Consider the following 25,703-nt stretch of genomic DNA (forward strand, 5'->3'; position numbering starts at 1 on the left):
CCTGGACACGGGGGAGTGCGAGCGGGGGCCGGAGCGCCACCGCCGATCCCTGACCGTCAACGAGGAACCCGGTGACCGGGCCGGGCACGGCTTGTGGCCACAGCCGGATCGGTGCGTTGCGCACCGAGACGGGCGGAGCCGCTGAGACTGTGGTCTTCGTCACGCGCGGCCTGCCCGTTCGCATCGGACTTCAGGCATCCAAGATCACCGTTGACCTGAACCGGCTCGGACGGCGGCGCGCGATCCTCGGCGAGACAGGGCTCGGGCGCCTCCTCACCGAACATCTGAGCGCTGAGGCCGTCGACACCGTCGTCGGCCGGCTCGACCGGTCCGCCGCCTGACCCCGCTGCGGGACCTCGATCTTTTACCCTCCTCGCTCCATAAGGGATGCGTCAAAACGGGCATAGATTGTGTATATTTTCCGTTACCCAATCTCATCTGAAGGAGGATTTATCGTGTCAGCTTTCCCGCGCGTACTGTTCGACGAGGCACACAGCGAGTCGTGGACCATCCGGCGGGATGTGGCCGAGACGATGAATCCCGGCCATCCCGACGACAGCAGCTACGCGCGCGCGGCCGGGCTGCTGCGCGGGCTGGGGCACTCCGTGGACGCGCACGTCGAGGGCCCGCTCACCCCGGGCCTGCTGAGCGCGCGGGACGTGCTGGTGATCGCGCACCCCTCCGGTGACCGGTGGGAGCACACCACCGGGCTCGGCAGCCCGGTCCTCCCCGTCGAGGAACTCGACGCGATCGAGGAGTACGTCCGCGACGGCGGCGGGCTGGTCGTGCTGGCCGAGTACGAGCAGGAGAAGTACGGCAGCAACCTCACAGAGCTGCTCGCGCGCTTCGGCGTGGGCGTCGAGCACACCCTCGTCCGGGATCCCGGGAACGCCCACAACGGCGTGGCCTCCTGGGTCCTGGGCACTCCCCGGGACACCTCGGAAAACGGGCAGGACCTGCTCGCCGGGGCCCGGCGCGCCTGCTTCTACCGGTCGGGCGTGCTCACCGCCCCCGACCACGCGGCCGTCCTGTTCACCACCTCGCCCACCGCGACCCCCGCGAACCGCCCGCTGGCGGTGGCCGTACGGCACGGCGAGGGCCGCGTCGTGGTGGTCGCCGACTCCGACCTGTTCGGTGACGACTCGATCGGCGACTACGACCACGCCGCGCTCTGGGGCAACCTCGTCACCTGGGCCGCCCGCGTCCCCGCCGCCAAGAGCCCGGCGGTCGCCGGGGACTCGGTGACCGGCGACTCCGAGGCCCGCGCCGAGTTCCAGAAGCTCAAGGACGCCGTCGAGGCCCTCAGGCCGCTGCAGGTCAAGGACGGCTCGGTCCCGGAGGAGGGCGACAGGCCGCGGGCCGCCGAGCTGGTCTCCGCGATCGCCGGGCACGTCGAGCGGCTCGCGCCGCGCTTCCCGCACGACGCCGCCTACCTGGCCGCCGTCGTCGCCGACCTCCGCAAGTGGGCCGACCAGGGGCTGGGCGTCCCCGACTTCCTCGACGCGCTCGACGCCTTCCACCCCGACACCCAGCGGGTGGACGGGCTGGAGCACCTGGTCGTCTTCCCGATGTACACCCAGAACGGCACCACCTTCCGCCACCTCGAGGCCGTGTGGATCCGCACGATCTGGCCCGAGTGGCTGGCCGAGCTGGAGCGGAACGGCTACGACAACCCGATGTTCGTGCCGATCGCCTTCGAGGACTTCACCTCCGGCTACGACACCAACTCCGCGGTGCTCTTCCCCGAGACCGTCGCGGTCCGCGAGACCCCGGCCCGCTTCACCTGGGGCGGGATCTTCGCCGACCGGGAGGCCGCGAGGTTCCGCGCGGTGAGCGGGGCCGCCGCGGCCACGCTGAAGCTCGCGCTGCCGCCGGACGCGGCCAGGCTGATCGCGTCGCAGGAGCTGGCCCAGGACACCTTCGTGCTCTGGGACCTGATCCACGACCGCACCCACAGCCACGGCGACCTGCCGTTCGACCCTTTCATGATCAAGCAGCGGATGCCGTACTGGCTCTACTCCCTCGAGGAGCTGCGCTGCGACCTGACCGCGTTCGGCGAGGCCGTGAAGCTGGAGAAGGAGGGCGTGCCGCACGCCCGCTACGTCCAGCTGGCGATCCTGTTCGACCGGCTGTTCCGCTTCCCGATCACCGGTGACCGGGTCCGCAACTACGACGGCCTGGGCGGGCAGCTGCTCTTCTCGTACCTGCACCGCAACGACGTCGTCCGGTGGACCGACAACCGGCTGAGCGTCGACTGGGACCGGCTCGCCGAGGGCGTCGCGGACCTGCGGGGCGAGGTCGAGAAGCTCTACCGGGACGGCATCGACCGCTCCAAGCTCGCCCACTGGCTCGCCGCCCACCAGCTGGTCGCCGCCTATGTCGAGCCGAACCCCGCCTCGGTCTGGGCCCGCGGGGTCGGCGCCCTGCCCGTCGAGGGATTCCCCAAGGCGGTGGTGGACGCGGTGCTGCCCGACGAGTTCCCCCTGAGCATGTTCTACGAGGCCCTGCGCCGTAAGCTCGGCGATGTCGTCGACTCCACGAAGGGCATCCGAGCATGATCATCCTTGTCACCGGTGCGGGCGGCCCCGCGGGCCGGGCCGTCGTCCGCAGGTTCACCGGCGAGGGTCACACGGTGATCGGCGTCGACAAGAGCGGAGCCGAGGGGTCCCTGGCGGTCGACCTGCTCGACGCCGACGCCGTCGCGAGGCTCGCGGCGGACGTGCGGGCCGAGCACGGCAGGGTGGACGGGATCGTGCACCTGGTCGGCGGCTGGCGCGGGTCCAAGACCTTCGCCGAGACGTCGCTGGACGACTGGGCGCTCCTGCACGACCTGCTGGTCCGTACCCTCCAGCACGTCACCCTCGCCTTCGAGCCGCTGCTCAAGGCGAGCGAGCGCGGCCGGTTCGCCATCGTCTCCGCGAAGGCGGCCGAGCGTCCCACCCAGGGCAACGCGGCGTACGGCACGGCCAAGGCCGCCTCCGAGGCGTGGACCCTGGCCTTCGCCGACGCCCTGGAGGGCACCGGCTCCACCGCGAACATCCTGGTCGTGAAGGCGCTCGTGCACGAGGGCATGCGCGCGGCGAGCCCCGAGCGGACGTTCCCCGGCTTCACCGACGTCGACGACCTCGCCGAGGCGATCGACGCCCTGTGGAGCACCGACGCCAACGGCACCCGGATCGACCTCACCGCCACACAGGAGGGGAAGACCGCGTGACGGACGCCATCCGCAGGCACGACCCGCTGGTGAAGGGCTTCGCCAGCGACAACTACGCCGGGGTCCACCCGGAGATCCTCCAGGCGATCGCGCTCGCCAACGGGGGCCACCAGACCGCGTACGGCGACGACGTCTACACCGCCGCGCTGCAGGAGGTCTTCAGGAAGCACTTCGGCCCCGCCGCGCAGGCGTGGCCGATGTTCAACGGCACCGGAGCCAACGTGGTCGCGCTCCGCTCGATGACCGCCCACTGGGAGGCGGTGGTCTGCGCGGAGTCGGCGCACATCCACACCGACGAGGGCGGCGCCCCCGAGCGGTCGGCCGGGCTCAAGCTGCTGCCGGTCGCCACCCCGGACGGCAAGCTCACGCCCGAGCTGATCGACAGGCAGGCGTGGGGCTTCGGCGACGAGCACCGGGCACAGCCCAGGGTGGTGTCGATCACCCAGACCACCGAGCTGGGCACGCTCTACACGCCGGAGGAGATCGGGGCGATCTGCGACCACGCCCACGACCTCGGCATGGTCGTCCACCTCGACGGCGCCCGCGCGACCAACGCCGCCGCCGCGCTGGACGTGCCGCTGCGCGCGTTCACCACCGACGTGGGCGTGGACGTGCTGTCCTTCGGCGGCACCAAGGCCGGTCTGATGTTCGGCGAGGCCGTCGTGGTGCTCAACCCCGATGCCGTGCGCGGCCTGCGCTACCTGCGCAAGAGCGCCATGCAGCTCGCCTCCAAGATGCGGTTCGTCTCGGTGCAGTTCGAGGCGCTGCTCGCGGGCGACCTGTGGCTGCGCAACGCCCGCAACGCCAACGCGATGGCCCTGCGGCTCGCCGACGCCGTGCGGGACGTGCCCGGGGTGGAGGTCCCGCGTCCCGTGCAGGCCAACGCGGTCTTCGCGATCCTGCCCAGGGACGTGACCGAGCGCCTGCAGAAGCGCTTCCGGTTCTACACCTGGAACGAGGCCACCGGCGAGGTCCGCTGGATGACCGCGTTCGACACCACCGAGGCCGACGTGGACGCCTTTGCCGCCGCGGTGGCGCAGGAGTTAGACTCGCCGGCATGAGCAAGCACAGTCTGGGTCTGTGGCGGGCCGTCGAGAGGCGGATCCGCTAGCCAGTCCCGACTGCGCACCAAACGGCCGCCGTTCACCGGCGGTCGTTTTCGCGTTCCGGGCGCGTTGCCGTACGACCGGTATGCGGCGGTCCTCTTCTCACCAGGAGTGACCATGACAAAGCGCGTCTTCTCCGCCTTCAAACCCACCGGCCGTCTCACGCTGGGCAACCTCCTCGGCGCGATCATGCCCGCGGTACGGCTCCAGGACGAGGCCGACTGCGTCTACGCCGTCGCGGACCTGCACGCCCTGACGATCAAGCACGACCCGGAGCGGTTGCGCGCCCGCACCCGCGAGGCCGCGACCCTGCTGCTCGCCTGCGGCCTGGACCGCTCTCTCGTCTACGTCCAGTCGCGGGTGCCCGCGCACACCGAGCTGGCCTACCTGCTGGAGAGCACGGCGTACTTCGGCGAGATGCGGCGCATGATCCAGTTCAGGGAGAAATCCGCCCGGCAGGAGGAGGTGCGGCTCTCGCTGCTCACCTATCCCGCGCTGATGGCCGCCGACATCCTGCTGCACCGGGCGGACGCCGTGCCCGTGGGGGAGGACCAGCGCCAGCACGTGGAGCTGACCCGGGACCTGGCCCTGCGGTTCAACCGGCTGTACGGCGAGGTCTTCACGGTGCCCGAGGCCGTGCGCCCGCAGGTCGCCGCCAGGGTGATGGACCTGAGCGCGCCCACCTCGAAGATGGGCAAGTCGGATGGTTCGCCCGCCGGGACGATCTACCTGCTCGACCCGCCCGCCGACCTGCGGCGCAAGGTCATGCGCGCGGTGACCGACTCCGGCACCGAGGTCGCGTACGACCCCGCGGGAAAGCCCGGCGTCTCCAACCTGCTCACCGTCCTCGCGGCCTGCTCGGACCGGCCGGTCGAGTCGCTCTCGTACGGGTCGTACGGGGCGCTCAAACGGGACACGGCCGAGGCGGTGGTGGAGACGCTGCGGCCCGTCCAGGAGCGCCACGCCGAGTTGTCGGCCGACCAGGCCGAGCTGTCGCGGCTCCTGGAGGGCGGGGCGGCGCTGGCCGTCGAGCGCACCGGCGGGCTGCTGGCCGAGGCGCGTGAGGCCATCGGCCTGGCGTGAGGGCCCGGCGTGAGGGCCCGGCGTGGGGGTGCCCGCACCGGGCCTCAGTTCTTGTGACCCGTCTCGTGCTCGTACGCGGTCAGCTGCTGTTCGAGGGCCTTCATCAGCTCGAACACCTGGCTCGGGGGAATGCGGATCCGGCTGACGATCCGGGTCGGCACGCTCACGAAGTGCTGCCCGGAGGAGGGGTCGTTGGCCAGCTGGGGCGGCCTGGTGATCACCGCGAAATCCAGGACAAATCCATCCTGGGTATGCCATACAGAGGCGAAGTTGGCGTACTGCCCCATTTCCACCTCGGCGGAGATGCTCACCTCCAGGCGGTTCTCCGGCTCGTCGTTCACCATTCTCTTTCCTCCGGCCAGGTTGGCTCCATGCTGCCCTGGCCGGAGACCGGCCGCACAGGGACGCGCCGACGCCATTAAAGGATGGAAGGCAGCCGCTGGGCGCCGCGCTGCCGCAACATGTCGGTCATCAACTCGATCTCGCCCGTCTGACCGTCGACGATGTGCTGTGCCATGGTGGCCACCTCTTCGCGGTCGGACAGTTTCAGCAGACCCCTGCCCATCTGCACGCCGCCCTCGTGATGACGGATCATGAGTTGCAGGAAGAGGATCTCCTGGTCCTTGCCTGTGGCCTCGCGGAGCTTTTCGAGCTCGTCCTCACTTGCCATACCGGGCATCGCGGCGGGAGCGTCCGGTGTTACAGCGTGACCGCCGCCGTGACCGGCCATCCACGCCATGGAGGGGCGCTCGCTCGACTGGTTCAGGCCCCACTGCTGCAACCAGCCGATGAACATGCCGCGCTGGGCCGTCTGGGTGACGATGATGTCGTAGGCCAGCCGCCGGAGCGTGTCGTCCGCGCTCCCGTCCCTGGCGATGAAGGCCATCTCGACGGCCTGGGCGTGATGAACGGACATGTCGCGAGCGAAGCCCGCCTCCGGCGAGGCGTCGGTCGGGGTGGACGTCCTTCCCACCACCAGCAGCAACGCGACCGCCGCGACCAGGCAGCCGAGCAGCACTCCGGCCGCCACGCCACGCCTGGACCTCGTGCCATCTTTACCGGGGATTTCCATTACCTGCCCAGAGTACCCACTGTCGAGAAACGTCGCTGTATCAGGCGTTGTCATCCCCTTATTCTCCACATACGCCGGTAGGGCATAGGGTGACCCGAAGTTGTTTGCGGCTGGAGGGTTGATGACCAAGGAAAAGGCGCAGGCGAGGCGTGAGCACCTCACCCGTATGCGTGAGGAGCAGAAGCGCAAGGAGCGCAGGGCCGCGTTCCTGATGTGGGGTGCCGGAGGTGCCGTCGTCGTTCTGCTCGTAGCGGTGGTCGCCTTCTACATGGTCAACGAGCGGGCCACGAACTCGCTGGACAACGTCGTCACCGCGAAGTACGCGGGTAGCCAGCACACCCAGACCAAGGTGACGTACAAGGAAACTCCGCCGATGGGCGGTGAGCACAACCCGGCCTGGCAGAACTGCGGCATCTACGACCAGCCGATCAACAACGAGAACGCCGTTCACGCCATGGAGCACGGCGCCGTGTGGATCACCTACCGGCCGGACCTCCCCAAGGCCGAGGTGGACACGCTGAGGGAACTGGCCTCCAAGGAGTACATGCTCCTGAGCCCGTACCCGGGCCTGCCCTCCAAGGTCGTGGCCAGCTCCTGGAACCACCAGCTCAAGCTGGACAGCGCGAACGACGGGCGCCTGCCCAAGTTCATCCAGAAGTACAAGAACGGCCCGGACACCCCCGAGCTCGGCGCGTCCTGCAGCGGCGGCGTGGGCACCACCACCGCCGAGGCGCCCATCCCGGAGACCGCGCCCAGCCAGAGCCCGTCGGCCGCCCCCGACGCGTCCGCCACGGACGCCCCGGCTCCCAGCGGCACCCCGGCACCCTGATCCGGCCGGTACAGCCGGTACGGACGCCGGTGACGCCGTCCTGACGAGGCGTCCCGGCCGCTAGGCCCGCAGGATCCGTTCCAGGGGCACCGCCTCCAGCCCGTGAGCCTCGGCCACGGGCCGGTTGGTCAGGTGCCCCCCGTGCGTGTTCAGGCCCAGCGCCAGCGCCGGGTCGCTCCGCAGGGCCTCCCGCCAGCCCAGGTGGGCGATCGCGAGCGCGTAGGGGACGGTCACGTTGGTGAGCGCGTACGTCGAGGTGTGCGGTACCGCGCCCGGCATGTTGGCCACGCAGTAGAACACCGAGTCGTGCACCCGGTAGGTCGGCTCGGCGTGGGTGGTGGGCCGGGAGTCCTCGAAGCAGCCGCCCTGGTCGATGGAGATGTCCACCAGGACCGATCCCGGCCTCATCCGCGAGACCAGCTGGTTGTCGACCAGCTTGGGCGCCCTCGCGCCCGGTACCAGCACCGCGCCGATGACCAGGTCCGCGTTCAGCACCGCCCGCTCGATCTCGTACGTGGTGGAGGCGATGGTCTTGCAGTGGCCCTTGTAGATCACGTCCGCCTGGCGGAGCCTGTCGATGTCGCGGTCCAGCAGCAGCACCTCCGCCTGCATGCCCAGCGCGATGACCGCGGCGTTCATGCCGGAGACCCCGGCGCCGATCACGACCACGCTGGCCGCGTGCACGCCCGACACCCCGCCCATCAGCACGCCGCGCCCGCCGCCCTGGCGCATCAGGTGGTACGCCCCCACCTGGGGGGCGAGCCGCCCGGCCACCTCCGACATGGGAGCCAGCAGGGGCAGGAAGCCGTTCGCGTTCTGCACGGTCTCGTAGGCGATGCCGGTGACCCCGGCGTCGAGCAGGGCGCGGGTGCACGCGGGCGAGGCGGCCAGGTGCAGGTAGGTGAAGAGCACCTGGCCCTTGCGCATCCGGTGGTACTCCTCGGGAACCGGCTCCTTGACCTTCAGGACCAGGTCTCCCGCGGCCCACACGTCGTCGGCCGAGTCGAGGATGGTCGCGCCGGCGCTCTGGAAGTCGGCGTCGGGAATGGAAGATCCCGTCCCGGCGTCTTTCTCGACGAAGACCTGATGGCCGTGCCGGACGAACTCGTGGGCCCCGGCGGGGGTCAGCGCCACGCGGTACTCGTGGTTCTTGACCTCACGGGGAACGGAGATCTTCACGGCTCCTCCAAGGGTGGCGCGTGTCCTCTTCTTCACTGTGCGTTCCCCGAAAGGGGGCGGTCACGCACGGGGTGGCAGGAATGGGGTCGAGGTCGATGACATTCCGTCAGCGGTCGTCGACGTTCGGTCTCCCGGGAGTCGTCGTGACGTGCGGGGTTACCGGCTCCCCGCGCCGATCGGTAGGCTCGCCGCGAACAGATGCGAGGAATACGGGGATATGACGATGGGGATGCACGCGGGGCAGGGTGGGCCGCCCGTACCGCAGGGACCTCCAGCCGGGCCTGACGACCCCTCTGACGAGCCGTGGTCCTCCTCCGGCTCCTATGACGCCTTCACCCCGCCGGGCCGCCCTGGCGCCTCGCCCGGACGCCACGCCCGCGGTGCGGGGAAATCGGACGACGGCCCCCCTGCCGCCCCCGCCGGCCCCGGCGGTCCGGCCGGCTTCGACGAGCCGGGTCGCGGCGATCGGGGTTTCGGCGGCCCCGTTCCCGGCCCTGGCGGCTCCTCCTTCGACGCCTTCGGCGGCGCCGGCTCCGGTCCCGGCGGTTCCTCCTTCGACGCCTTCGGCGGCCCCGTTCAGGGCCCCGGTCCCGGTGGTTCCGGCCTCCACGCCTTCGGCGGTCCCGGTGCCGGTCCCGGTGGCTCTGACTTCGACGCCTTCGGCGGTCCCGGTGCCGGGTCCGGTGGTTCTGACTTCGATGCTTTCGGCGCCAGAGGTTCCGGCTCCGAGGCTTTCGGCGCCGGTGGTGCGGGGCTCGGCGATCCCGGCCCCGACCCCCTGGGCCCCGGGGGTACGAGGATCGGCGATCCGGCCTTCGGGGGGACCCCTCTCGGCGGGCGGGGCTCCGGCGGTCCGGGGGGCTCGGTTCCCGAGGGCCCGGGTGGCCCCGATGCCGACACCCTGGCGCTCGCCGAGGGGCAGGCGCCCACCGGCCAGGGACCGGGCGAGCCGGAAGCGGGCGGGCCCGGGGCGGGGGTTCCCGGGAGCGGCGGGCGGCGGGCCGGGGAGTCGCCGGACGGGACGCCCGGGGAGCCCAGGGCGAGCCGGGTCACCACCGCGATCCTGGTGACCGTCCTGGTCGTCGTCGTGCTGATCACCGGAGTGCTCGGCACCATCGCGGTGCTCATGACCCGCAACCCCGACATGCCGCTCGGTGCCACGCCGCCCAAGCGGCTCGCGACCCCCCTCCACTTCGCCCCGGTGATCGAGGCGAAGCCCGGAGCCTGCACGGTTCCGGAGACCTATCCCGACGACCTCGGGCAGACCTGCTACTCGGTCGCCGCCGGGGTCAACGTGAACGCCGTACGGAAGATCGAGGCGATCCAGGAGAAGAGCGGCGCCTACTCGGTCAGGATCGCGTTCGCGCCCGCCTTCCGCGAGCAGATCAACGACCTGACCGCGGAGGCGGTCAACGAGGACGACCCGGTCAGGCAGCAGATCGCGATCGTCGTGGGACAGAAGGTGGTGGCGGCCCCCCGGGTCGCCCAGGCGATCACCGACGACAGCCTGAGCATCGCCGGGTCCTTCACCAAGGAGCAGGCGGACGCGATGGTCGTCAGACTGCTCGGCTCGGGGGCCGTCGCCCCGCAGCCGACGGGCGGCACGCAGCCGAGCGCGTCGGTCTTCACCCCGTCGGACGGCCCGGCCGCGACCCCTCCGGCCAACCAGCCCGTGACCCCTCCGGCCAACCAGCCCGTGACCCCTCCGGCGAACCAGCCCGTGACCCCGCCGGCCACCGGCCCGGCCACCACGAACACCGCCGGGGCCGACGCGAACCGCCCGGCGGACACCACCGGGGACACCTCGCAGAACGCGTCCGGCGAGGGCGTCGACCGCAGGTTCTCCAGCTGCAAGGCCGCGACGGAGAACGGATACGGCCCCTACACCCGGGACATCCACGAGGAGTACCAGTGGTACATCGACGGGGACAAGGACGGCGTCGTCTGCGAGCAGGAGGACGCCGGCTGACCCCGGCCGGCGCGATGCCTCCGGGTCCCCTCCTTCACGGAGGGAGTCACCCCTCCAGGGCGATGTCATGGGGGCGGATGGGCACCCGGGGCAGCCGCAGGCCGGTGGCGGCCCGTACGGCGGCGGCCACCGCGGGGGTGGAGGAGAGCGTGGGCGGCTCGCCCGCGCCGCGCAGGCCGTAGGGGGCGTTCGGGTCGGGATTCTCCATGATCGACAGCCGCATGGGCGGCATGTCGAGGATGGTGGGGATCAGGTAGTCGGTGAACGACGGGTTGAGCACCAGCCCGTCGCGGACCTGGATCTCCTCCATCAGCGCCAGCCCCAGCCCCTGGGCCGAGCCGCCGTGGATCTGCCCCTCCAGCGCCAGCGGGTTCATGATCTTGCCCACGTCCTGGACGGCCGCCAGCTCCACCACCTTGACCAGTCCCAGCTCCACGTCCACGTCCACCACGGCCCGGTGGACGCACAGGGCGAGCTGGGTGTGCGAGTCGCCCTGCCCGGTGACCGGGTCCAGGGGGAAGGTGGGCCGGTGCCGGTACTCCCTCGTCTCCTCCACCGCCCCGGCCCGCTCCAGCGCCTCCACCAGCGACGACCCGTCGCTCGTCAGCTTCGCCAGCCGCTCCCGCACGGCCTCGCAGGCCGCCCTCACCGCGCCGCCGGTGACGTAGGACTGGCGCGACGCCGACGAGGACCCGGCAGAGCCGACCGACGTGTCGGCCTGCGCGACCGTCACCGCGTCGATCCCCAGCTCGGTCCTGGCGATCTGCTCCTGGACCATCAGCAGGCCCTGCCCCACCTCGGCCGCCGCCGTGTGCACCAGGACGTGCGGCTCGCCGCCGATCAGCTCCACCCTCACCCTGGCGGTCGAGTGGTCGTCGAAGCCCTCGGAGAAGCAGATGTTCTTGATGCCCACGCCGTACCCGACACCGCGCCGCACCCCCTCGCCGTGGGTGGTCTGCGAGACTCCGCCCGGCATGTTCCGCAGATCCGGGACACCCGGAACATCCGAGGCGTCCGGCGGGGCGGGCAGCGGCATCGCGGCGAGTTCCCTGAGCATCTCGGCCAGCGGCGCGGGTGAGTCGATCACCTGCCCGGTGGCCAGCACCGACCCCTGGGAGACGGCGTTGCGGACCCTGACCTCGACCGGGGAGATCCCGCACGCCTCGGCCAGCCTGTCCATCTGCGACTCGTACGCGTAACAGGCCTGGACCGCGCCGAAGCCGCGCATCGCGCCGCAGGGCGGGTTGTTGGTGTAGACGCCGTAGGCGTCGATCCACACGTTGTCCACCTCGTACGGGCCCACCCCCAGGGAGGCCGCGTTGCCGACCACGGCGGGAGAGGTGGAGCAGTAGGCGCCGCCGTCCAGCAGGATCTCCGCCCTGACGTACAGCAGCCCGCCGTCGCGGGTGGCGCCGTGCTCGTAGCGCATCCGGGCCGGATGGCGGTGGACATGGCCGTAGAAGGACTCCTCACGGTTGTAGACGATCTTCACGGGACGGCCGGTGCGCAGGGCCAGCATGCACGCGTGGACCTGCATGGACAGGTCCTCGCGGGCGCCGAACGCCCCGCCCACCCCGGCCAGCGAGAGCCGTACCTTCTCCTCGGGCAGCCCCAGGCACGGCGCGATCTGCTCCCGGTCGGCGTGCAGCCACTGGGTGGCGATGTACAGGTCCACCCCGCCGTCCTCGGCCGGTACGGCCAGCCCGGACTCGGGGCCGAGGAAGGCCTGGTCCTGCATGCCGACCTCGTACTCGCCGGTGACGACCACGGGGGCCTCGAACGAGGAGCCGACCCGGATCGGCTGGTGGCGCAGCACGTTGCCGCTCTCGTGGACCGAGGGGCAGGAGGCGTCGAAGGCGGCCCGGCGCGGATCGGTGACGGCCTCGCGGACCTCGTACTCCACGACGACGGCCTCGGCCGCCCGCCTGGCGCGCTCGGGATGGTCGGCCGCGACCAACGCGACCGGCTCGCCCTGGTAGCGGACCTGGTCGACGGCGAGCACCGGCTGGTCCCGGTGGTCCAGGCCGTAGAACTTCGCGCCCGGCACGTCCTCGTGGGTGAGGACCGCGTACACGCCGGGCATGGCCAGCGCGGGGCCGATGTCGATCGAGCGGATCCACGCCGACGGGTGCGGGCTGCGGAGGGTGACCCCCCAGATCATGTCCGCCAGGTACAGGTCGGACGAGTAGGCGAACTCGCCCGTCACCTTCAGCGTCCCGTCGGGACGCAGGACGCTCTCGCCGACGCCGCGATGCCGCCGTGTTTCGATGCCGCTCATTCCAGCAGTACATCAGCCGGGTCCGGGGGAGGACATGGCAGGCACGACGGAACGCGGGGGGTGACCGTTGGCGAATCTTGCGGTTGTGCCGGCCGCCGTGCCGGGCCGCTCGTGTCCGGCGGTCGTGCCGGGCCGCGCACGTGTGCCCGGCTGCGCGGTACCCGGAGAAGCGTCGCGCGTGTGCCCGCCTGCGGGGTCAGGGAAGCTCGGGGAAGCTCGGGGAAGCTCAGAGAAGCATCGCCTGGCCCATGAGCGTGATCGGCTTTTCCCGGGAGCCCAGGATGGCCGCCTCCTCCACCAGCGCCTGCTTCTCCACCTCCTCGTTTCCCACCTCCCTGGCCATCGCGAGGGAGCGCGCCAGGTAGGCCGAGGCGTGTTCCGTCTCACCGAGGAGCCGGAGGGATCGGGCCATGCCGAGGAACAGGTACGGTTCGGCGACGTTCAGCCGCACGACGCGCGCACAGTCGAGGGCGGCCTCGAAGGACGCTCTGGCGGACTCGGCGTCCCCCAGGTTGAGGTAGAGGTCCCCGAACCTGTTGTGCACGGAGGACTCCTGGTAGACGTTGCCGCTCACCCGGCACTTGAGCAGGGCTTCCTCCAGTGCCGCCCGTGCCTGTCCGAACCGGCGCAGGCCGTTGTACCCCGCGCCGATCATGGTGAGCGCGTAGGCCTCGCCCGACCCGTGCCCGATCGCGTTCGCGATCTTCCGTTGCTTCCTGGCGCAGTCGATGGCCTTCTGGTAGCGGTCGAGCTCGAGGTAGTTCATGGCGAGACTGCCCAGCGCCTTCTGCTCCCCGTGAGAGTCGGACAGCCGGCGGCACAGGATCAGTTGCCGCTGGAAGTGGGGCACGGCCTCCTCCGGGCGGTTGACCGTGTTCCTCAGGATGCCCTCCACGTGGTGCGCGTTCGCCTCGAGGCCGCGATCGTCCAGCCGCCGCCCGATCGCGAGAATCTGCGGGCTGATCGCGAGAAGCCAGGGGAGGAGAGCGGCGTGGTGGAGATGCCAGAACAGCGCGAGGACCAGGGCGACACCGAGACGGGCGGTCCGCTCCCGGGGGGCGGATATCGCCTGGGAGACGGCGGACAGGAGATTGGCCTGTTCCCGGTCCAGCCACTCGCGGGCCTCCTCGTCGGAGGCGAGGGGGAGGGGGGCGGCGCTGAGATCGACGTCCGTCGAGGCCGGGCGGGGGTAGCGGCCCAGTTTCATGGCCAGGCGGGTGGTCCCGACGTACGAGCTCAGCGCCCGGTCCAGTGCGGCGTCGCGGTCGGCCTCCGGCTCCTCCTGCGCGGCCCGCTCCTTGGCGAACAGCCGCACGAGGTCGTGCAGCCGGTATCTTCCCGGCTCGTCCATCTCCGAGAGATGCGCGTCGACCAGCCGTTCCATGGCCTGCTCCGCCGTCTCCACCGGGACGTCCAGCAGGGCGCCGACGATGTGCGCCGTCACGTCGGCCGTCTGCAGCACGCCGAGCGCGCGCAGCGCGCGGGCGGCCGTCCGGTCGAGGAGGTGGTCGCTGCCGGCGAGCATGTCGTAGCTGACCGCCAGGCTGGACCTCACCGCGAGATCACCCGCCGCCAGCTCCCGCAACCGCCCGTGCTCGTCGTCCAGCCGGACCACCAGATCGGTCACGTTCCAGCGCGGCCGGTTCGCCAGCCGGGCTCCCGCGATGCCGACGGCCAGCGGCAGGCCTCCGCACAGATCGATCAGGCGCCTCGTGGCCCGGGCGTCCTCGGCGACCCGCTCCGCCCCGATCAGCTTCGCGAGCATCGCGGAGGACTCGGTCCGCCGCATCCCGGAGATCGGCACGCGGGCGCAGTCGTCGAGCAGGGTGAAGCTCTCCCGGCTGGTCGTCAGGATCGCGTTGCCCATCGGCACGGACAGCAGCGGGCGGATCTGGGCCAGATCGGCGGCGTCGTCCAGCACGATGAGCATCTCGCGGCCGTCGAGCTCGCCGCGCCACAGCGCCGCGGCCTCGTCGACGTCCGCGGGGATGGCGTGCGGGGGCATGCCGAGGTCGCGCAGGAACCTGTTGATCACCTCGGCCGGTTCGAGCCGCTTCATGCCCGGTGTCGCCCCGCGCAGGTTCGCGTACAGCTGCCCGTCGGGAAAACGGTCGCGTACCAGGTGCGCGGTCCGGATGGCCAGGGTCGACTTGCCGGATCCGGGTGCTCCGGTGATCGCGACGACGTGGTGCGGCGGGCCACCGTCCCAGGGGGAGAGCAGTCCTCTCAGCCGTACGAGTTCCTCCGCGCGTCCGACGAAGTCGACGGGGTCACGTGGCAACTGGCGAGCCGTCTTCGTCCTCGGGGCTGTGCGGCGCCGCGAACTCGAGGATCCTCGCTCACCGGCCTGCGGCTTCGTGGAGCCTCCGGAGCCCCCGGCGTTCCGGGAGCTCTCGCGGTTCCCGGAGCCCTGGGGAGAGGGGACGGGCGTCGGGGCGGGGGCGGCGACCGGCTCCGGGGCGGTGGGAGGAGCCGAGGGCAGGTCGAGCAGCGGGTCGGCGCGCAGGATCAGCTCGTGACACCTGCGCAGACTCTCGTGCGGCTGGATGCCGAACTCCTCCGCGAGCAGGCGCCGGGTCTCCTGATAGACCCTCAGCGCCTCCACCTGCCGGCCGCAGCGGTAGAGCGCGATCATGTACAGCTCGCGGAGCCGCTCACGCAGCGGGTGTTCGGAGGTCAGGAGCACCAGCCGGGCGGCGGCCTCCTGGGGACGCCCGAGCAGGAGCAGCAGGTCCGTGTGCAACTCCAGCGCGGTCAGGCGCAGCTCGCCCAGCCTGTGCCGCTCGAGCTCGGCGGACGGGCCGGGAACGCCGCTCAGGCAGGTGCCGCGCCACAGTCCCACGGCCCTGTCCAGAGACCGCAGGGCGGTCTCGTACGCGTTGTCCGCGTGCGCCTTCCGCGCCAGGTCGAGACACTGTTCGAACACCAGGGCGTCCACCTGCTCGGGTGCGAGCCGCAACGAGTATCCGCCCGAGACGGAGGCCAGCACCCTCGAAGGCCTGCGCGGATCCCGGTCCGGGTCCAGGGTCCTGCGCAGTCCGGACACGTAGGTGTAGACGCTCTGTTCCGCGGTCTTCGGCGGGCTCTCCCCCCACACCCCGTCGATCAGCTTCTCCTTGGTGACGACCTGCCCGGCATTGATCGCCAGGACGCAGAGGACGGCCTGTCGCCTGGGTTCTCCCAGCTCGAGCCGCTGTGAGCCCCTCCGGCCGGTCACGGGCCCAAGAATGTCAATGCCGAGCTTTTCCACCGGGAGGTTCTCCCCGACGGGAGCGGTGGTGCGCGTCTCGTCCATCAGACCTCCACGCGGTCGGGCATGGCGCAGCGAAGTCGTGAGGAAGACACTATCCGACGGGTTTGCGACGCAGGATTTCCCGCGAACCACCTAGACGATCCCCGCTTTGGCGATCCGGACCCCCGCCTGGAGCCTGCTCTGCGCCCCGATCCGCTCCATCGCGTTGGCCATGTGACGGCGTACGGTGCGGGAGGTGAGCCCGAGCTGGCGGCCGATCACCTCGTCCGTCATGCCCTCCGCGGCCATTCTCAGAACGGTCTTCTCCTGCTCCGTCAGCGAGAACGGCGCCTTCCACTCCCGGGGCCGCCGCTCGGCACGTGACCAGACGTGCTCGAACAGGTCTCCCAGCAACGAGACCAGCACGGGGGCGCGCACCACGGCCATCCGGGAGGCGTGGCCCGTCAAGGCGATGTGATCGTCGATCACCAGGAATCTCTCGGAGATCAGCGGGTCGATCCTCAGCTCCACGGACGCGGGGAGACCGGCCGTCTCGTACGGCGAATCGACCACGATCCTCGTCCGCACCCCCGGCGGGATGACGGCGGAATCGAAAATCTGGAGGAACGCGGTGTTCCTCGCCGGCTCAGGAAGGAACATGACGATCGTCCGCCGTGCGGACGAGCAGAGGGTCTCGGCGTCGTACCGGACCTGGGACCGCTCTCCCGCGGAGGGAGAGGCGGGTAAGGAGTGGGTCATGTGCCGCTCGCGAACCGTGCCGGACCGGACGCGTCCGTGTTCCTCCCGGCGCACGTCGCCGCCGGACCGCGCCGCGACGGGTCTCCGAGACGTCCCACACCGGGAAGGAGCCGTTCCACGCGGGGGAAGCGGGGGAAGAGGTGGAGAACCGCACGCGCGGGGAAGCGGTCGTCACCGTCGTACGCGCGTGAGGGGGAGCCGCCCATCGATGGTCCCTCCATCCTGTCGTCCGGGCCGGTGGGGCGGGGGAGGCGCCAGGAGAAGGCCCTCTCGGGCCGGGCCCGGGGAAACGGACCCCGTCACCGGTCCCCGCCGGATCTTTCCGGAGTTCTCGCCGCTTTACTGTCGCAGGTGATCCTAGAGATCACCTAGAGACGCTCGCGGCGTCGGGCGCGGGAGGCCGGAACTCAGGGAGGACGAGGCGGCCGCGGGTGCACGGGCGGAGCGTGTTCACGGGTTTCCCGGAGGATGGATCATGTTTCCCGTCCTTGGGGACAGGCCGCTTTCCCGGTTTTTCACGGATCCGCATGGCCGAATACCTTCTTCGTGCCCATGACAAACCGGCCGCCCGCCTTCTGGGAATCCGGCTGACCGCTTTAGGACATCGACTTGATGATGGATTATTTCAATATATTTTCAGGGTAATAACCGGTTCGAAAAGTGAAGGCGCCCGGGGAGGCGGCCGGTGACACGGGGACCGCCGCGCCGACCGGCCTGCGGACCGGTCGGCGACGGGGTGAATGGAAACGGTATGACGCTGACGAGAGGGGCCGAGGGGCCGTCATCGGCACCCTTGACCCGGGCCGGGTGGCCCGTGAGCCGTGACCTGCGATGAAGCCGTACGTATGTAATGCGAACCATACGCGGGTGTTCCGCCGGCCGGGATCCCCCGCGAAAAACAACGATCTTCGCGGAAGGGTTCGGATCCCGGCTCGGCCGCGATCGGTGGCACCGAATCTCGGGGCGAGGACGCCCCGATCTTCAAATGGGTCCCGTTCTCGTTGGAGCGTGCATGACGAACGCCTGCACGCTCACTCCGGTGCGAGGACACCGGTTCCGCCGTATGGAGCGGCTCGCTGGCTGAAAGCTCTCCACGCGGGCGGTGGGTCGTTTCGTTCCTTGTCTTTCGGACTGGCTGAGCCTTCGCTCAGCCGCCGTGTCCCCAGCCCAGGCTGGCCTGGGCAACGCCCGCCTGCAAAGAATACTGACCGTGGTCCTTCGTGGGGGCAGACGAATCAGCACTCTCGGTCGTAACATTGCCGGTGACGGCAAAAGCGGCCGCAAACAGCATGGCGAGGGCAGACAAGGCAAGACGTCGGCGCACGGGGAGACTCCTGTCGTAGGTTCTGCTGCTCAAATGATATCTTTCAAGGGGTAACGTGACTGGTCAAGACTTGGTGGGGCAGCGCATCAAAACCGTCCGTCGGCAACGTGGTCTTTCCCAGGCGCAGCTCGCTCATCCCGAACTGTCGGACAGTTACGTCTCTCTCATCGAGAGTGGCAAGCGTACTCCGACACCCGCGGTGCTGGAGCTTCTCGCCGAAAAACTCGACTGCTCCTTGACCTATCTGATCAACGGCGTCACGGCCGAGCAGATGCAGGAGATCGAGCTCGCGCTGAACTACGCGAAGATGGCCCTGGACAACGGCGAGGTCGTCGAGGCCCGCACCCGCTACGCCGAGCTTCTCGCCGACAGCGGACTGGCGGGCCTGCCCCAGCTGCGGCAGGACGTCGAGTACGGCCTGGCCCTCGCGACCGAGGCCTGCGGCGATCTGGACCAGGCGATCGTCCTGCTCAACGGGCTCCGCGAGAACGACACGGCGACCACGAACCCCGAGCGTCACGTCGCGGTCGCCGTCGTGCTCTCGCGCTGCTACCGCGAGAAGGGAGACCTGGCCCGGGCGATGCAGGTCCCCGAGCAGATCCTCATCGGCGCGGTCCGTCCCGCCTGGACCGACGGCCTCATGAGGCTGGGCATCCAGCTCCTCGCCGCCTACATCGACCGCGGCGACCTGCTCAGGGCCCGCCAGTTCGCCGCCGAGCTGATCGCCGCCGCCGAGCTCCTGGCCAGCCCGCTGGCGCTCACCCTGGCACACTGGGAAGCCGCGATCGTCGCCATCGAGACCGGTCACGCCGACGAGGCGGTCACGCACGCCGAGCGCGCCCTGGCCATCCAGTCCGAGTACGGCGACCCGTGGCGGCTGGCCCGGCTGCGCAACGACTACGCCCAGGTCATGCTGATCGCCCGGCCCATGGAGGCCAAGACCTGGCGCGACGTGCTGCTGAAGGTGGAGAAGGAACTGGCGGAGAGTTCCGCCAGCTCGATCGACAAGATGCGCTGCGCGATGAACCTCGTCCGGGTGGATCTGCTGCTCGCCGAGCCCGAGCGGGCCGAGGAGCGCATGCGCTTCATCTGCGACCTGCTCGACGGCATGCCCAAGGCCCTGCAGGCGGAGGCCCGCCTGCTGCACGGCGAGACCCTCGCGGCGCTGGGCCTGCAGGCGGAGGCCTCGCGGGAGCTGTTCGCCGGGGCCGAATGCCTGGAGCAGGCGCCGGAGACCCACTTCACCGCCCAGGCCTGGCTCACCGCGGCCCGGGTCCTGGAGCGGATCGACAAGCCGGACCGGAGCGTCGACGCCTACAAGCGGGCGATGGCCTGCGTCGGGCTGTAGATCGGGGCGGCGAGGGCGACCCGCCCGAGGCCGTAGACCGGACAGGGGGGTCGAGACCGCGTGGTCGCGTCGGTAGCCTTGTGGTTGCCATGAAGACTTCCCCTGTCGCGGTCGCCCTCGCGCTTCTCGTCGCCCTCGTTCTCGGCACGGCTTTCGCCTCGCCCGCCCTCGCCCATGACCGGCTCAAGAGCAGCGACCCGGCCAAGGGCGCGAAGGTCGAGAACCTGGAGGAGGTGAAGCTGACGTTCAGCGCCACGGTGCGCTTCCCGAACGTCATCGTCCGCTCCGGGGACGAGAACCACCAGGACGGCAAGGCCGTCGCAGACGGCTCCGTGGTGACCCAGAAGGTCAAGGGAGATCTCCCTCCCGGCGAGTACGTCATCGCCTACCGCGTCACCTCCTCCGACGGTCATCCGATCGAGGGGGAGATCCCCTTCACCCTGCTCGGCTCCGCGGGCCCCTCCCCGTCGCCGTCCTCGCCGTCCTCGGAGACCCTGTCGTCCCCGGACCCCGCCGAGAGCACGGCCACCGGGGGCGGCCCCGCCGCGAGCACACCGGCCGCCACGCTCGGCCCGGCCGCGGCGGGAGAGTCCGAGGACGCCGGCTCCTCGGGGGGCGTGCCCGGCTGGATGTGGATCGTCGTCGGCGGCCTGACCGGCATCGGCATCGGCCTGTTCTTCAGCATGCGAGGCAGGAAGCAGCCATGAGCAAGACCGCGCGGGCCGCGCAGGCGGCACAGGTCGAGGCGCCGCGGAACGACCGGGTCGTGAGGCTCGCCCTGGTGGGCGCGGGGGCGGCCGTCGCCGCCCTGGTGATCGCCATGATCGCCGGAGGCGTCGCGAGCCCGCGCATCATTCCCGGCCTGCCCGACCAGGGCGCGTTCACCCGCTGGGGACTGCCGCTGGCGAAGCTGACGATGGACGCGGCGGGCGTGCTCACCGTCGGCGCGCTCCTGGCCGCCGCGATCCTGCTCCCCAACGACAAGGGCCTGCTGGGCAAATCCGCTCTCGGCTACGTCAAGGCCGCCTCCTGGATCGCCCTCGTCTGGGCCGGGGCCGCCGCCGCCACGATGGTGTTCAGCCTCTCGGAGGCGTTCGGGATGCCGGTGGCCGACGTGCTCGGCGGCGACGAGCTCACCAGCTTCGCCAGCCAGGTCTCCCAGGGCATCTCGCTGACCCTGGTCGTGCTGTTCTCGGTCGCGATCGCGCTCTTCGCCCGTGGGGCGATCACCGCCGGCACGGCCGGCGGCCTGCTGGTCCTCGCCCTGGCGACCATGCTCCCGCCCGCGCTGACCGGCCACTCCTCCTCCTCGCCCAACCACGACCTGGCGACCACCGGTGTCGCCGTCCACCTGGTCGTCCTCGCGCTCTGGGTGGGCGGCCTCGGCATGCTCTGCGCGCACGCGCTGCGCCGCCAGCCGCATCTGGAGATCGCCGTCGCCCGCTTCTCGGCCCTGGCGCTGTGGTGCTTCGTCGGGGTGGGGCTGTCCGGCCTCTTCAGCGTCCTGGCCAGGCTCAGCGCGGTCTCCGAGCTGTTCACCTCCGCCTACGGCCTGCTGCTGGTGGCCAAGACCGTCGCGTTCGCGCTGCTCGGCGCCGTCGGCTGGTGGCACCGCAGGCGGACCCTGCCGCTGCTCGCGGCGGGCGGATCCGGTACGTTCCTCCGCTTCGCCGCCGGCGAGATCGTCGTCATGTTCGCGGCCGTCGGGCTGGCCGTCGCGCTGTCCCGCACCGCGCCGCCCCCGGCGGTCCTGCCCGTCGACAGGGCCTTCGACGTGCTCGGCTACACCATGCCGCCGGAGATCTCGCTGGCCAACCTGGCCACGCTGTGGTGGTTCGACCTGTTCTCCGGCACGCTCGTCGCCCTGCTGGCCGGTCTCTACCTCGCCGGTGTCGTACGACTCGCCCGGCGCGGCGACTCCTGGTCCAAGGGCCGCACGGCCGCCTGGTTCACCGGCGTGCTGATCCTGCTGATCGCCACCCAGAGCGGTGTCGCCCGCTACGCCAAGGTGCTGTTCAGCGCGCACATGGCCGAGCACATGACGCTGTCGATGATGGTGCCGATCTTCCTCGTGCTCGGCGCGCCCGTCACCCTGGCGCTGCGCGCCCTGCGCCCCGCCGCCCGCAGGGGCGACCGGGGGCCCAGGGAGTGGCTGACGACGATCCTGCACAGCAGGTTCGTCCGCGTCATCGCCCATCCGGCGATCGCCACCGCGATCTTCATCGTCTCCACCTACGCGCTGTACTTCACGCCGCTGTTCGCCGCCGCGATGGAGGAGCACCTCGGCCACATCGTGATGACGGTGCACTTCCTGCTCAGCGGGTGCCTGTTCTTCTGGGTGATCATCGGGGTCGATCCCGCCCCATACCGGCTGCCGCACGTGGCCCGGCTCATCCTGCTGTTCGTGACCATGCCGTTCCACGCGTTCTTCGGCATCGCGCTGATGAGCATGACCACCGTGCTGGCCTCCGACTGGTACGACCAGCTCGGCCGCACCTGGGGCGCGTCCGCGATCGAGGACCAGCAGACCGGCGGCGCCATCGCCTGGGGGTTCGGTGAGATCCCGACCCTCATCGTGCTCCTCGCGCTGGCCTTCCAGTGGTGGCGCCACGACGACCGCGGGGCCCGCCGCGCCGACCGTCGCGCCGACGCCGCCGCGGCCCGCCATGGCGGCAGTGGTGATGCCCAGCTCGACGCCTACAATGATTACCTGGCCAAACTCAACAGGCGCGACGGCGCGGAGTAGCCGGACGGCTACGCCCTTCTATCTTCGAGCTCTCTCCTGGACACCTCCCGGTAGCCTGTATTCCAGGGGGCTCGTGCTCACCGCAGCGGGTGCAGCGCTTTTTTTCACCGCGCGCCACGCCCAGTCACACATCCGGTCGGGGGGCCGGTGGCTGCAATGTGCATCAGGAAGGTTGAGCTGTGTCCGAGGAAGTGCGCGTACGTGAGGGCCGCAGCCGGAGCCTGGCCCAGGCGCTCGAAGAGCATCTCACCGAATGGGCCGAGCGCACCGGGGTCGCCGTCGAGATCTGGGCACTGCCCGCCCAGGACGTTCCGCCCGGGGTCGCCAGAGCCGTGCTGGCCGCGCTCGGGGAGGCGTTGTCCAACGTCGAGCGGCACAGCGGTGCCCGTGTCGTCTCCGTCGCCGTCACCTTCGGGCGTGGCGGCCTGCGCATGACGGTGAGTGACAACGGCATCGGCTTCTTCGGGGAGGCGAAGGGCCGGGGTGTCGCCGCCATGCGCGCCCATTTCGAACAGCTCGGCGGTTCGTGCAGTGTCAACGGCGTTCCCGGCGAGGGAACCACCGTCACCTGCGTGGTGCCCTGCCAGGACTAGCCCGGATCGGGCGCCCACCTGCGGGAGGGGGCTCGCAAGGCTGGGAGATCTCGATGTTCTCCCAGTTCGGAGGTGTGTGGCCGCGGAGCGGACCGGCGGCTCAGGGGAGTGTCAGGATCTCGTGGCCGGTCTCGGTCACCAGGATGGTGTGCTCGAACTGGGCGGTCCGCATGCGGTCCTTGGTGACGGCGGTCCAGCCGTCGGGCCAGATGTCGTAGTCGATGGTGCCGAGCGTCAGCATGGGCTCGATCGTGAACGTCATGCCCGGCTCCAGCGTGACCGCCAGTGACGGGTCGTCGTAGTGGGGCACGATCAGGCCCGAGTGGAACGTGGTGCCGATGCCGTGGCCGGTGAAGTCGCGGACCACCCCGTAGCCGAACCGCTTGGCGTAGGCCTCGATCACGCGGCCGGCCACGTTGAGCTGGCGGCCGGGGGCGATGGCCTTGATGGCCCGGTTGGTGGCCTCGCGGGTGCGCTCGACCAGCAGGCGTGACTCCTCGTCCACGTCGCCGACCAGGAAGGTGGCGTCGGTGTCGCCGTGCACGCCGCCGATGAAGGCGGTGATGTCGATGTTGACGATGTCGCCGTCGCGCAGCACGGTGTCGTCCGGGATGCCGTGACAGATCACCTCGTTGATCGAGGTGCACAGCGACTTGGGATACCCGCGGTAGCCGAGCGTGCTGGGATACGCGCCGCGGTCGCAGAGGAACTCGTGGCCGATCCGGTCGAGCTCGTCGGTGGTGACGCCGGGTGCCACGTGCCTGCCGACCTCTTCGAGCGCCTGGGCCGCCAGCCTGCCCGCGACCCGCATCCGTTCGATGATCTCGGGGGTCTTGACGTCGGACTCCCCGGTCTTCGGGGATTTCTTCCCGACGTACTCCGGCCGCTGGATGTGAGAGGGCACCTTGCGGATGGGAGAGATCCGCCCGGGCTGGAGCAGTGTCGTCATGGTCCCCCAGTCTAGTTGTGCTTCCCACTGGGCAGTATTGCCGCATGAGTGATCAATGGTGGTTCTGCCTGACGCACATGGCCGTCGAGCCCGACGACGGGTGCCCGAACAAGGACCGGATGGGACCGTACCCGACCCGTGACGCGGCGGCCGCCGCGCTGAAGACCGCGGCCGACAGGAACGAGGAGTGGAAGAAGAACGACCGCGCCTGGGACGGGGACGACTGAGGTCGTCGGCCTGTCGTCGGCTGGTCGCCGGCCGGCCGCTAGCCGTCCACGACGGCGTACGCGCGGACGGGGAAGGTCCCCAGGCCGGCCAGCAGCGGTGGTGCGGCGTGGAGGCGGAACCCGCTACCGGGCAGCGCGGCCAGCCCCGTCATGTGCTCCACGATCGGGATGCCCGCTCCGAGCAGCAGCGTGTGCGCGGGACGTTCACCGCGGGGCGGGGTGTCGTCGATGTTGAGGCTGTCGATGCCGACGAGCGCGGGTCCCCGCTCCGCGAGCCAGCGGGCCGCCTCCGGTTCGAGGTAGGGGTGGCCGTGGAAGTACGTCTCGGTGCCGAAGTGCCGGTCCCAGCCGGTGTGCAGGAGTACGGCCCTGCCGCGCACGTCCAGCCCCGCGAACCGGTCGAGCCCCACGGAGGGCGCCCCCTCGGCCCGTACGACCAGGCCGGGCAGGTCGGCGAGCGACTCCAGCGGCATCCCCGACAGGTCGGGCCCCTGCGGGTAGCGGTGGTAGGGGGTGTCGAGGTAGGTGCCGGTGTTGGCGACCAGCTCGACGCTGCCGATGTGGAACTCCGTGCCCGGGGCGTAGACCTCCCGCGAGGCCTCCCGGCTCAGGTGCACGCCCAGGCGGGGGCCGGGGACGCCGGGGTAGGTGATCATCCCCTCGGTGATGCGGTGGCTCAGCTCGACCAGCCGGGTCACGGGGTGCTCACCTTCTTCCGTGAGAAGCTCATGACCCCATGATTTCCACCCCGCTCGTTAAAGGGCAAATAAAGTTTTCTTAATATCCACGTAAGCTGAGCTGCATGGATATCGACCCCCGGAGGCTGCGGGTGCTCCACGAGGTCGCCCGTCGTGGCGGCGTCATGCGCGCGGCGGAGGCGCTCCACCTGACGGCCTCGGCGGTCTCGCAGCAGCTCGCGCTCCTGGAGCGGGAGGTCGGGCTCTCCCTCATCGACAGGTCGCAGCGCCGGGTCGCCCTCACTCCCGCGGGCAGGGTCCTCGCCGGATACGCCGAGCGCGTCGAGGAGGAGCTGGGCGAGGCCAGGCGGGAGCTGATCCGCTTCACCGAGCGGCTGGCCGGGCCGGTGGCGATCGCCGCGTTCCCCACGGTCATCCGGCACCTGCTGGTGCCCGCGCTGGGCAGGCTGGCCGAGCGCCACCCCCGGATCACGCCGCACATCCGGGAACTGTACGGGCCGCCCGCGCTGCAGGAGCTCCGCCTCGGCGGGGTCGACCTCGCCCTCACCGAGGAGGACGCCGACAAGGCCGGCGAGACCGTCGCGGCGCGGCAGTCCATCGTCTCCCACCCCCTCTACGTGGACGAGTACCGGATCGTGGCCCCGCCGGGCTGGGCGGAGGTCCCGCGCCAGGTCGCGGACCTGGCGGGGGTGCCGTGGATCGCCGGGCCGCCCGACCAGGCCTGCGGCCACGCCCTGGAGCGGCTCGCCGCCCTGCACGGATTCACCCCGCGCCGGGTGCACATGATCCAGGAGTTCCCGCCCACGCTCGCCCTGGTCGCGGCGGGGCACGGGGTGGCGATCGTGCCGTCGCTGGCCCTGCTCGACGTCCCGGACGGCGAGGTCGTCGTCACGGGCATCCCCAACGTGGGCGCCAGGAAGCTGGACGCGGTGACCCGCCTCGGCCGTACCCGCTCGGGTGAGCCCGACCCGGTGCAGGCCGTGGTCATCGCGGCGCTCAGGGACGCGGCAGAGGAGCTGTCGGGACGGCTCGGAGCGCGCTGGAACGCCTCCTAGCCGTGTCTCGGCCGGCGAGGGCCGGTCGGCGAGGGCCGGCCG

Annotated in this window: 22 protein-coding genes; 13 read left to right on the top strand and 9 right to left on the bottom strand. The window is 70.9% G+C overall.

Annotated features, from left to right (window positions below; translation table 11 throughout):
* The first annotated feature begins 116 nt into the window (after positions 1–116).
* The 5 genes from ACTOQ3_RS17260 to trpS all read left to right on the top strand — a co-directional run bounded on the left by ACTOQ3_RS17260 (position 117) and on the right by trpS (position 5,403).
* Complete coding sequence (locus tag ACTOQ3_RS17260; RefSeq protein ID WP_440084394.1) at positions 117–341, top strand: hypothetical protein; 225 nt, start codon at positions 117–119, stop codon at positions 339–341.
* 114 nt (positions 342–455) lie between these two features.
* A complete protein-coding gene (locus ACTOQ3_RS17265; protein ID WP_440084395.1) occupies positions 456–2,558 on the top strand; it encodes a DUF6421 family protein in 2,103 nt (700 codons plus the stop codon).
* Entirely contained in the window at positions 2,555–3,214 is a 660-nt protein-coding gene (locus ACTOQ3_RS17270; RefSeq protein WP_440084396.1) for an SDR family NAD(P)-dependent oxidoreductase, read from the top strand. The genes ACTOQ3_RS17265 and ACTOQ3_RS17270 overlap by 4 nt, the downstream gene beginning before the upstream one ends.
* Positions 3,211–4,275, top strand: coding sequence for a threonine aldolase family protein (locus ACTOQ3_RS17275; protein ID WP_440084397.1), 1,065 nt, complete (start codon positions 3,211–3,213; stop codon positions 4,273–4,275). The genes ACTOQ3_RS17270 and ACTOQ3_RS17275 overlap by 4 nt, the downstream gene beginning before the upstream one ends.
* Before the next feature lie 162 nt (positions 4,276–4,437).
* Positions 4,438–5,403, top strand: coding sequence for a tryptophan--tRNA ligase (trpS, locus tag ACTOQ3_RS17280; protein ID WP_440084398.1), 966 nt, complete (start codon positions 4,438–4,440; stop codon positions 5,401–5,403).
* Positions 5,404–5,447: 44 nt separating this feature from the next.
* Here trpS and ACTOQ3_RS17285 read toward each other — a convergent pair whose 3' ends face one another.
* Together ACTOQ3_RS17285 and ACTOQ3_RS17290 are read right to left on the bottom strand one after the other, a co-directional pair.
* A complete protein-coding gene (locus ACTOQ3_RS17285) occupies positions 5,448–5,747 on the bottom strand; it encodes a DUF3467 domain-containing protein (RefSeq protein ID WP_329092600.1) in 300 nt (99 codons plus the stop codon).
* A 74-nt stretch (positions 5,748–5,821) separates the two neighbouring features.
* Positions 5,822–6,433 carry a DUF305 domain-containing protein gene (locus tag ACTOQ3_RS17290; protein WP_440084399.1) on the bottom strand — a complete coding sequence of 204 codons (612 nt, stop codon included), beginning with the start codon at positions 6,431–6,433 and terminating at the stop codon, positions 5,822–5,824.
* Between the two features lie 163 nt (positions 6,434–6,596).
* Between ACTOQ3_RS17290 and ACTOQ3_RS17295 the strand changes: the two genes are divergently transcribed.
* Positions 6,597–7,304, top strand: a complete 708-nt coding sequence (locus ACTOQ3_RS17295; RefSeq protein WP_440084400.1) for a DUF3105 domain-containing protein — start codon at positions 6,597–6,599, stop codon at positions 7,302–7,304.
* A 60-nt stretch (positions 7,305–7,364) separates the two neighbouring features.
* Here the strand turns inward: ACTOQ3_RS17295 and ald are convergent, their stop codons facing one another.
* A complete protein-coding gene (gene ald, locus ACTOQ3_RS17300) occupies positions 7,365–8,483 on the bottom strand; it encodes an alanine dehydrogenase (RefSeq protein ID WP_440084401.1) in 1,119 nt (372 codons plus the stop codon).
* 217 nt (positions 8,484–8,700) lie between these two features.
* On the opposite strand from ald, the gene ACTOQ3_RS17305 reads away from it, so the two are divergent.
* A complete protein-coding gene (locus ACTOQ3_RS17305) occupies positions 8,701–10,452 on the top strand; it encodes an excalibur calcium-binding domain-containing protein (RefSeq protein ID WP_440084402.1) in 1,752 nt (583 codons plus the stop codon).
* A gap of 46 nt (positions 10,453–10,498) precedes the next feature.
* Here the strand turns inward: ACTOQ3_RS17305 and ACTOQ3_RS17310 are convergent, their stop codons facing one another.
* From ACTOQ3_RS17310 to ACTOQ3_RS17325, 4 genes are all read right to left on the bottom strand, one after another.
* Positions 10,499–12,730: a xanthine dehydrogenase family protein molybdopterin-binding subunit gene (locus ACTOQ3_RS17310; RefSeq protein ID WP_440084403.1), complete on the bottom strand. Its 2,232-nt coding sequence runs from the start codon at positions 12,728–12,730 to the stop codon at positions 10,499–10,501.
* A gap of 226 nt (positions 12,731–12,956) precedes the next feature.
* Positions 12,957–16,025, bottom strand: coding sequence for an AfsR/SARP family transcriptional regulator (locus tag ACTOQ3_RS17315; RefSeq protein WP_440084404.1), 3,069 nt, complete (start codon positions 16,023–16,025; stop codon positions 12,957–12,959).
* Positions 16,026–16,115: 90 nt separating this feature from the next.
* The gene (locus tag ACTOQ3_RS17320) at positions 16,116–16,721 is read right to left on the bottom strand and encodes a helix-turn-helix transcriptional regulator (RefSeq protein WP_440084405.1); all 606 of its coding nucleotides are present in this window, start codon (positions 16,719–16,721) and stop codon (positions 16,116–16,118) included.
* A gap of 1,147 nt (positions 16,722–17,868) precedes the next feature.
* Positions 17,869–18,045 carry a hypothetical protein gene (locus ACTOQ3_RS17325; RefSeq protein WP_440084406.1) on the bottom strand — a complete coding sequence of 59 codons (177 nt, stop codon included), beginning with the start codon at positions 18,043–18,045 and terminating at the stop codon, positions 17,869–17,871.
* Between the two features lie 73 nt (positions 18,046–18,118).
* On the opposite strand from ACTOQ3_RS17325, the gene ACTOQ3_RS17330 reads away from it, so the two are divergent.
* The 4 genes from ACTOQ3_RS17330 to ACTOQ3_RS17345 all read left to right on the top strand — a co-directional run bounded on the left by ACTOQ3_RS17330 (position 18,119) and on the right by ACTOQ3_RS17345 (position 22,732).
* Positions 18,119–19,393 (top strand): helix-turn-helix domain-containing protein, encoded by a 1,275-nt coding sequence (locus ACTOQ3_RS17330; protein WP_440084442.1) that lies wholly within the window; start codon positions 18,119–18,121, stop codon positions 19,391–19,393.
* A gap of 89 nt (positions 19,394–19,482) precedes the next feature.
* The gene (locus ACTOQ3_RS17335) at positions 19,483–20,100 is read left to right on the top strand and encodes a copper resistance CopC family protein (RefSeq protein WP_440084407.1); all 618 of its coding nucleotides are present in this window, start codon (positions 19,483–19,485) and stop codon (positions 20,098–20,100) included.
* Complete coding sequence (locus tag ACTOQ3_RS17340; protein WP_440084408.1) at positions 20,097–22,139, top strand: cytochrome c oxidase assembly protein; 2,043 nt, start codon at positions 20,097–20,099, stop codon at positions 22,137–22,139. The genes ACTOQ3_RS17335 and ACTOQ3_RS17340 overlap by 4 nt, the downstream gene beginning before the upstream one ends.
* 179 nt (positions 22,140–22,318) lie before the next feature.
* A complete protein-coding gene (locus ACTOQ3_RS17345; protein WP_440084409.1) occupies positions 22,319–22,732 on the top strand; it encodes a sensor histidine kinase in 414 nt (137 codons plus the stop codon).
* A 100-nt stretch (positions 22,733–22,832) separates the two neighbouring features.
* Here the strand turns inward: ACTOQ3_RS17345 and map are convergent, their stop codons facing one another.
* Positions 22,833–23,681: a type I methionyl aminopeptidase gene (gene map / locus ACTOQ3_RS17350; protein ID WP_440084410.1), complete on the bottom strand. Its 849-nt coding sequence runs from the start codon at positions 23,679–23,681 to the stop codon at positions 22,833–22,835.
* A gap of 44 nt (positions 23,682–23,725) precedes the next feature.
* Between map and ACTOQ3_RS17355 the strand changes: the two genes are divergently transcribed.
* Complete coding sequence (locus ACTOQ3_RS17355; protein ID WP_440065341.1) at positions 23,726–23,908, top strand: hypothetical protein; 183 nt, start codon at positions 23,726–23,728, stop codon at positions 23,906–23,908.
* A gap of 38 nt (positions 23,909–23,946) precedes the next feature.
* Here ACTOQ3_RS17355 and ACTOQ3_RS17360 read toward each other — a convergent pair whose 3' ends face one another.
* Positions 23,947–24,606, bottom strand: a complete 660-nt coding sequence (locus ACTOQ3_RS17360) for a cyclase family protein (RefSeq protein ID WP_440084411.1) — start codon at positions 24,604–24,606, stop codon at positions 23,947–23,949.
* 104 nt (positions 24,607–24,710) lie between these two features.
* On the opposite strand from ACTOQ3_RS17360, the gene ACTOQ3_RS17365 reads away from it, so the two are divergent.
* A complete protein-coding gene (locus ACTOQ3_RS17365; protein WP_440084412.1) occupies positions 24,711–25,661 on the top strand; it encodes a LysR family transcriptional regulator in 951 nt (316 codons plus the stop codon).
* Positions 25,662–25,703 lie beyond the last annotated feature (42 nt).

The sequence above is a fragment of the Streptosporangium sp. LJ11 genome (genome assembly GCF_051918945.1).
Taxonomy (GTDB): Bacteria; Actinomycetota; Actinomycetes; order Streptosporangiales; family Streptosporangiaceae; genus Streptosporangium.

Bases quoted from the DNA above. Each gene is read 5' to 3' on its own strand.
- ACTOQ3_RS17320 (WP_440084405.1), bottom strand. From the start codon at position 16,721: ATGACCCACTCCTTACCCGCCTCTCCCTCCGCGGGAGAGCGGTCCCAG.
- ACTOQ3_RS17285 (WP_329092600.1), bottom strand. From the start codon at position 5,747: ATGGTGAACGACGAGCCGGAGAACCGCCTGGAGGTGAGCATCTCCGCC.
- ACTOQ3_RS17340 (WP_440084408.1), top strand. From the start codon at position 20,097: ATGAGCAAGACCGCGCGGGCCGCGCAGGCGGCACAGGTCGAGGCGCCG.
- ACTOQ3_RS17310 (WP_440084403.1), bottom strand. From the start codon at position 12,730: ATGAGCGGCATCGAAACACGGCGGCATCGCGGCGTCGGCGAGAGCGTC.
- ACTOQ3_RS17295 (WP_440084400.1), top strand. From the start codon at position 6,597: ATGACCAAGGAAAAGGCGCAGGCGAGGCGTGAGCACCTCACCCGTATG.
- ACTOQ3_RS17335 (WP_440084407.1), top strand. From the start codon at position 19,483: ATGAAGACTTCCCCTGTCGCGGTCGCCCTCGCGCTTCTCGTCGCCCTC.
- ACTOQ3_RS17270 (WP_440084396.1), top strand. From the start codon at position 2,555: ATGATCATCCTTGTCACCGGTGCGGGCGGCCCCGCGGGCCGGGCCGTC.
- trpS (WP_440084398.1), top strand. From the start codon at position 4,438: ATGACAAAGCGCGTCTTCTCCGCCTTCAAACCCACCGGCCGTCTCACG.
- ACTOQ3_RS17315 (WP_440084404.1), bottom strand. From the start codon at position 16,025: ATGGACGAGACGCGCACCACCGCTCCCGTCGGGGAGAACCTCCCGGTG.
- ACTOQ3_RS17365 (WP_440084412.1), top strand. From the start codon at position 24,711: ATGGATATCGACCCCCGGAGGCTGCGGGTGCTCCACGAGGTCGCCCGT.
- map (WP_440084410.1), bottom strand. From the start codon at position 23,681: ATGACGACACTGCTCCAGCCCGGGCGGATCTCTCCCATCCGCAAGGTG.
- ACTOQ3_RS17355 (WP_440065341.1), top strand. From the start codon at position 23,726: ATGAGTGATCAATGGTGGTTCTGCCTGACGCACATGGCCGTCGAGCCC.
- ACTOQ3_RS17305 (WP_440084402.1), top strand. From the start codon at position 8,701: ATGACGATGGGGATGCACGCGGGGCAGGGTGGGCCGCCCGTACCGCAG.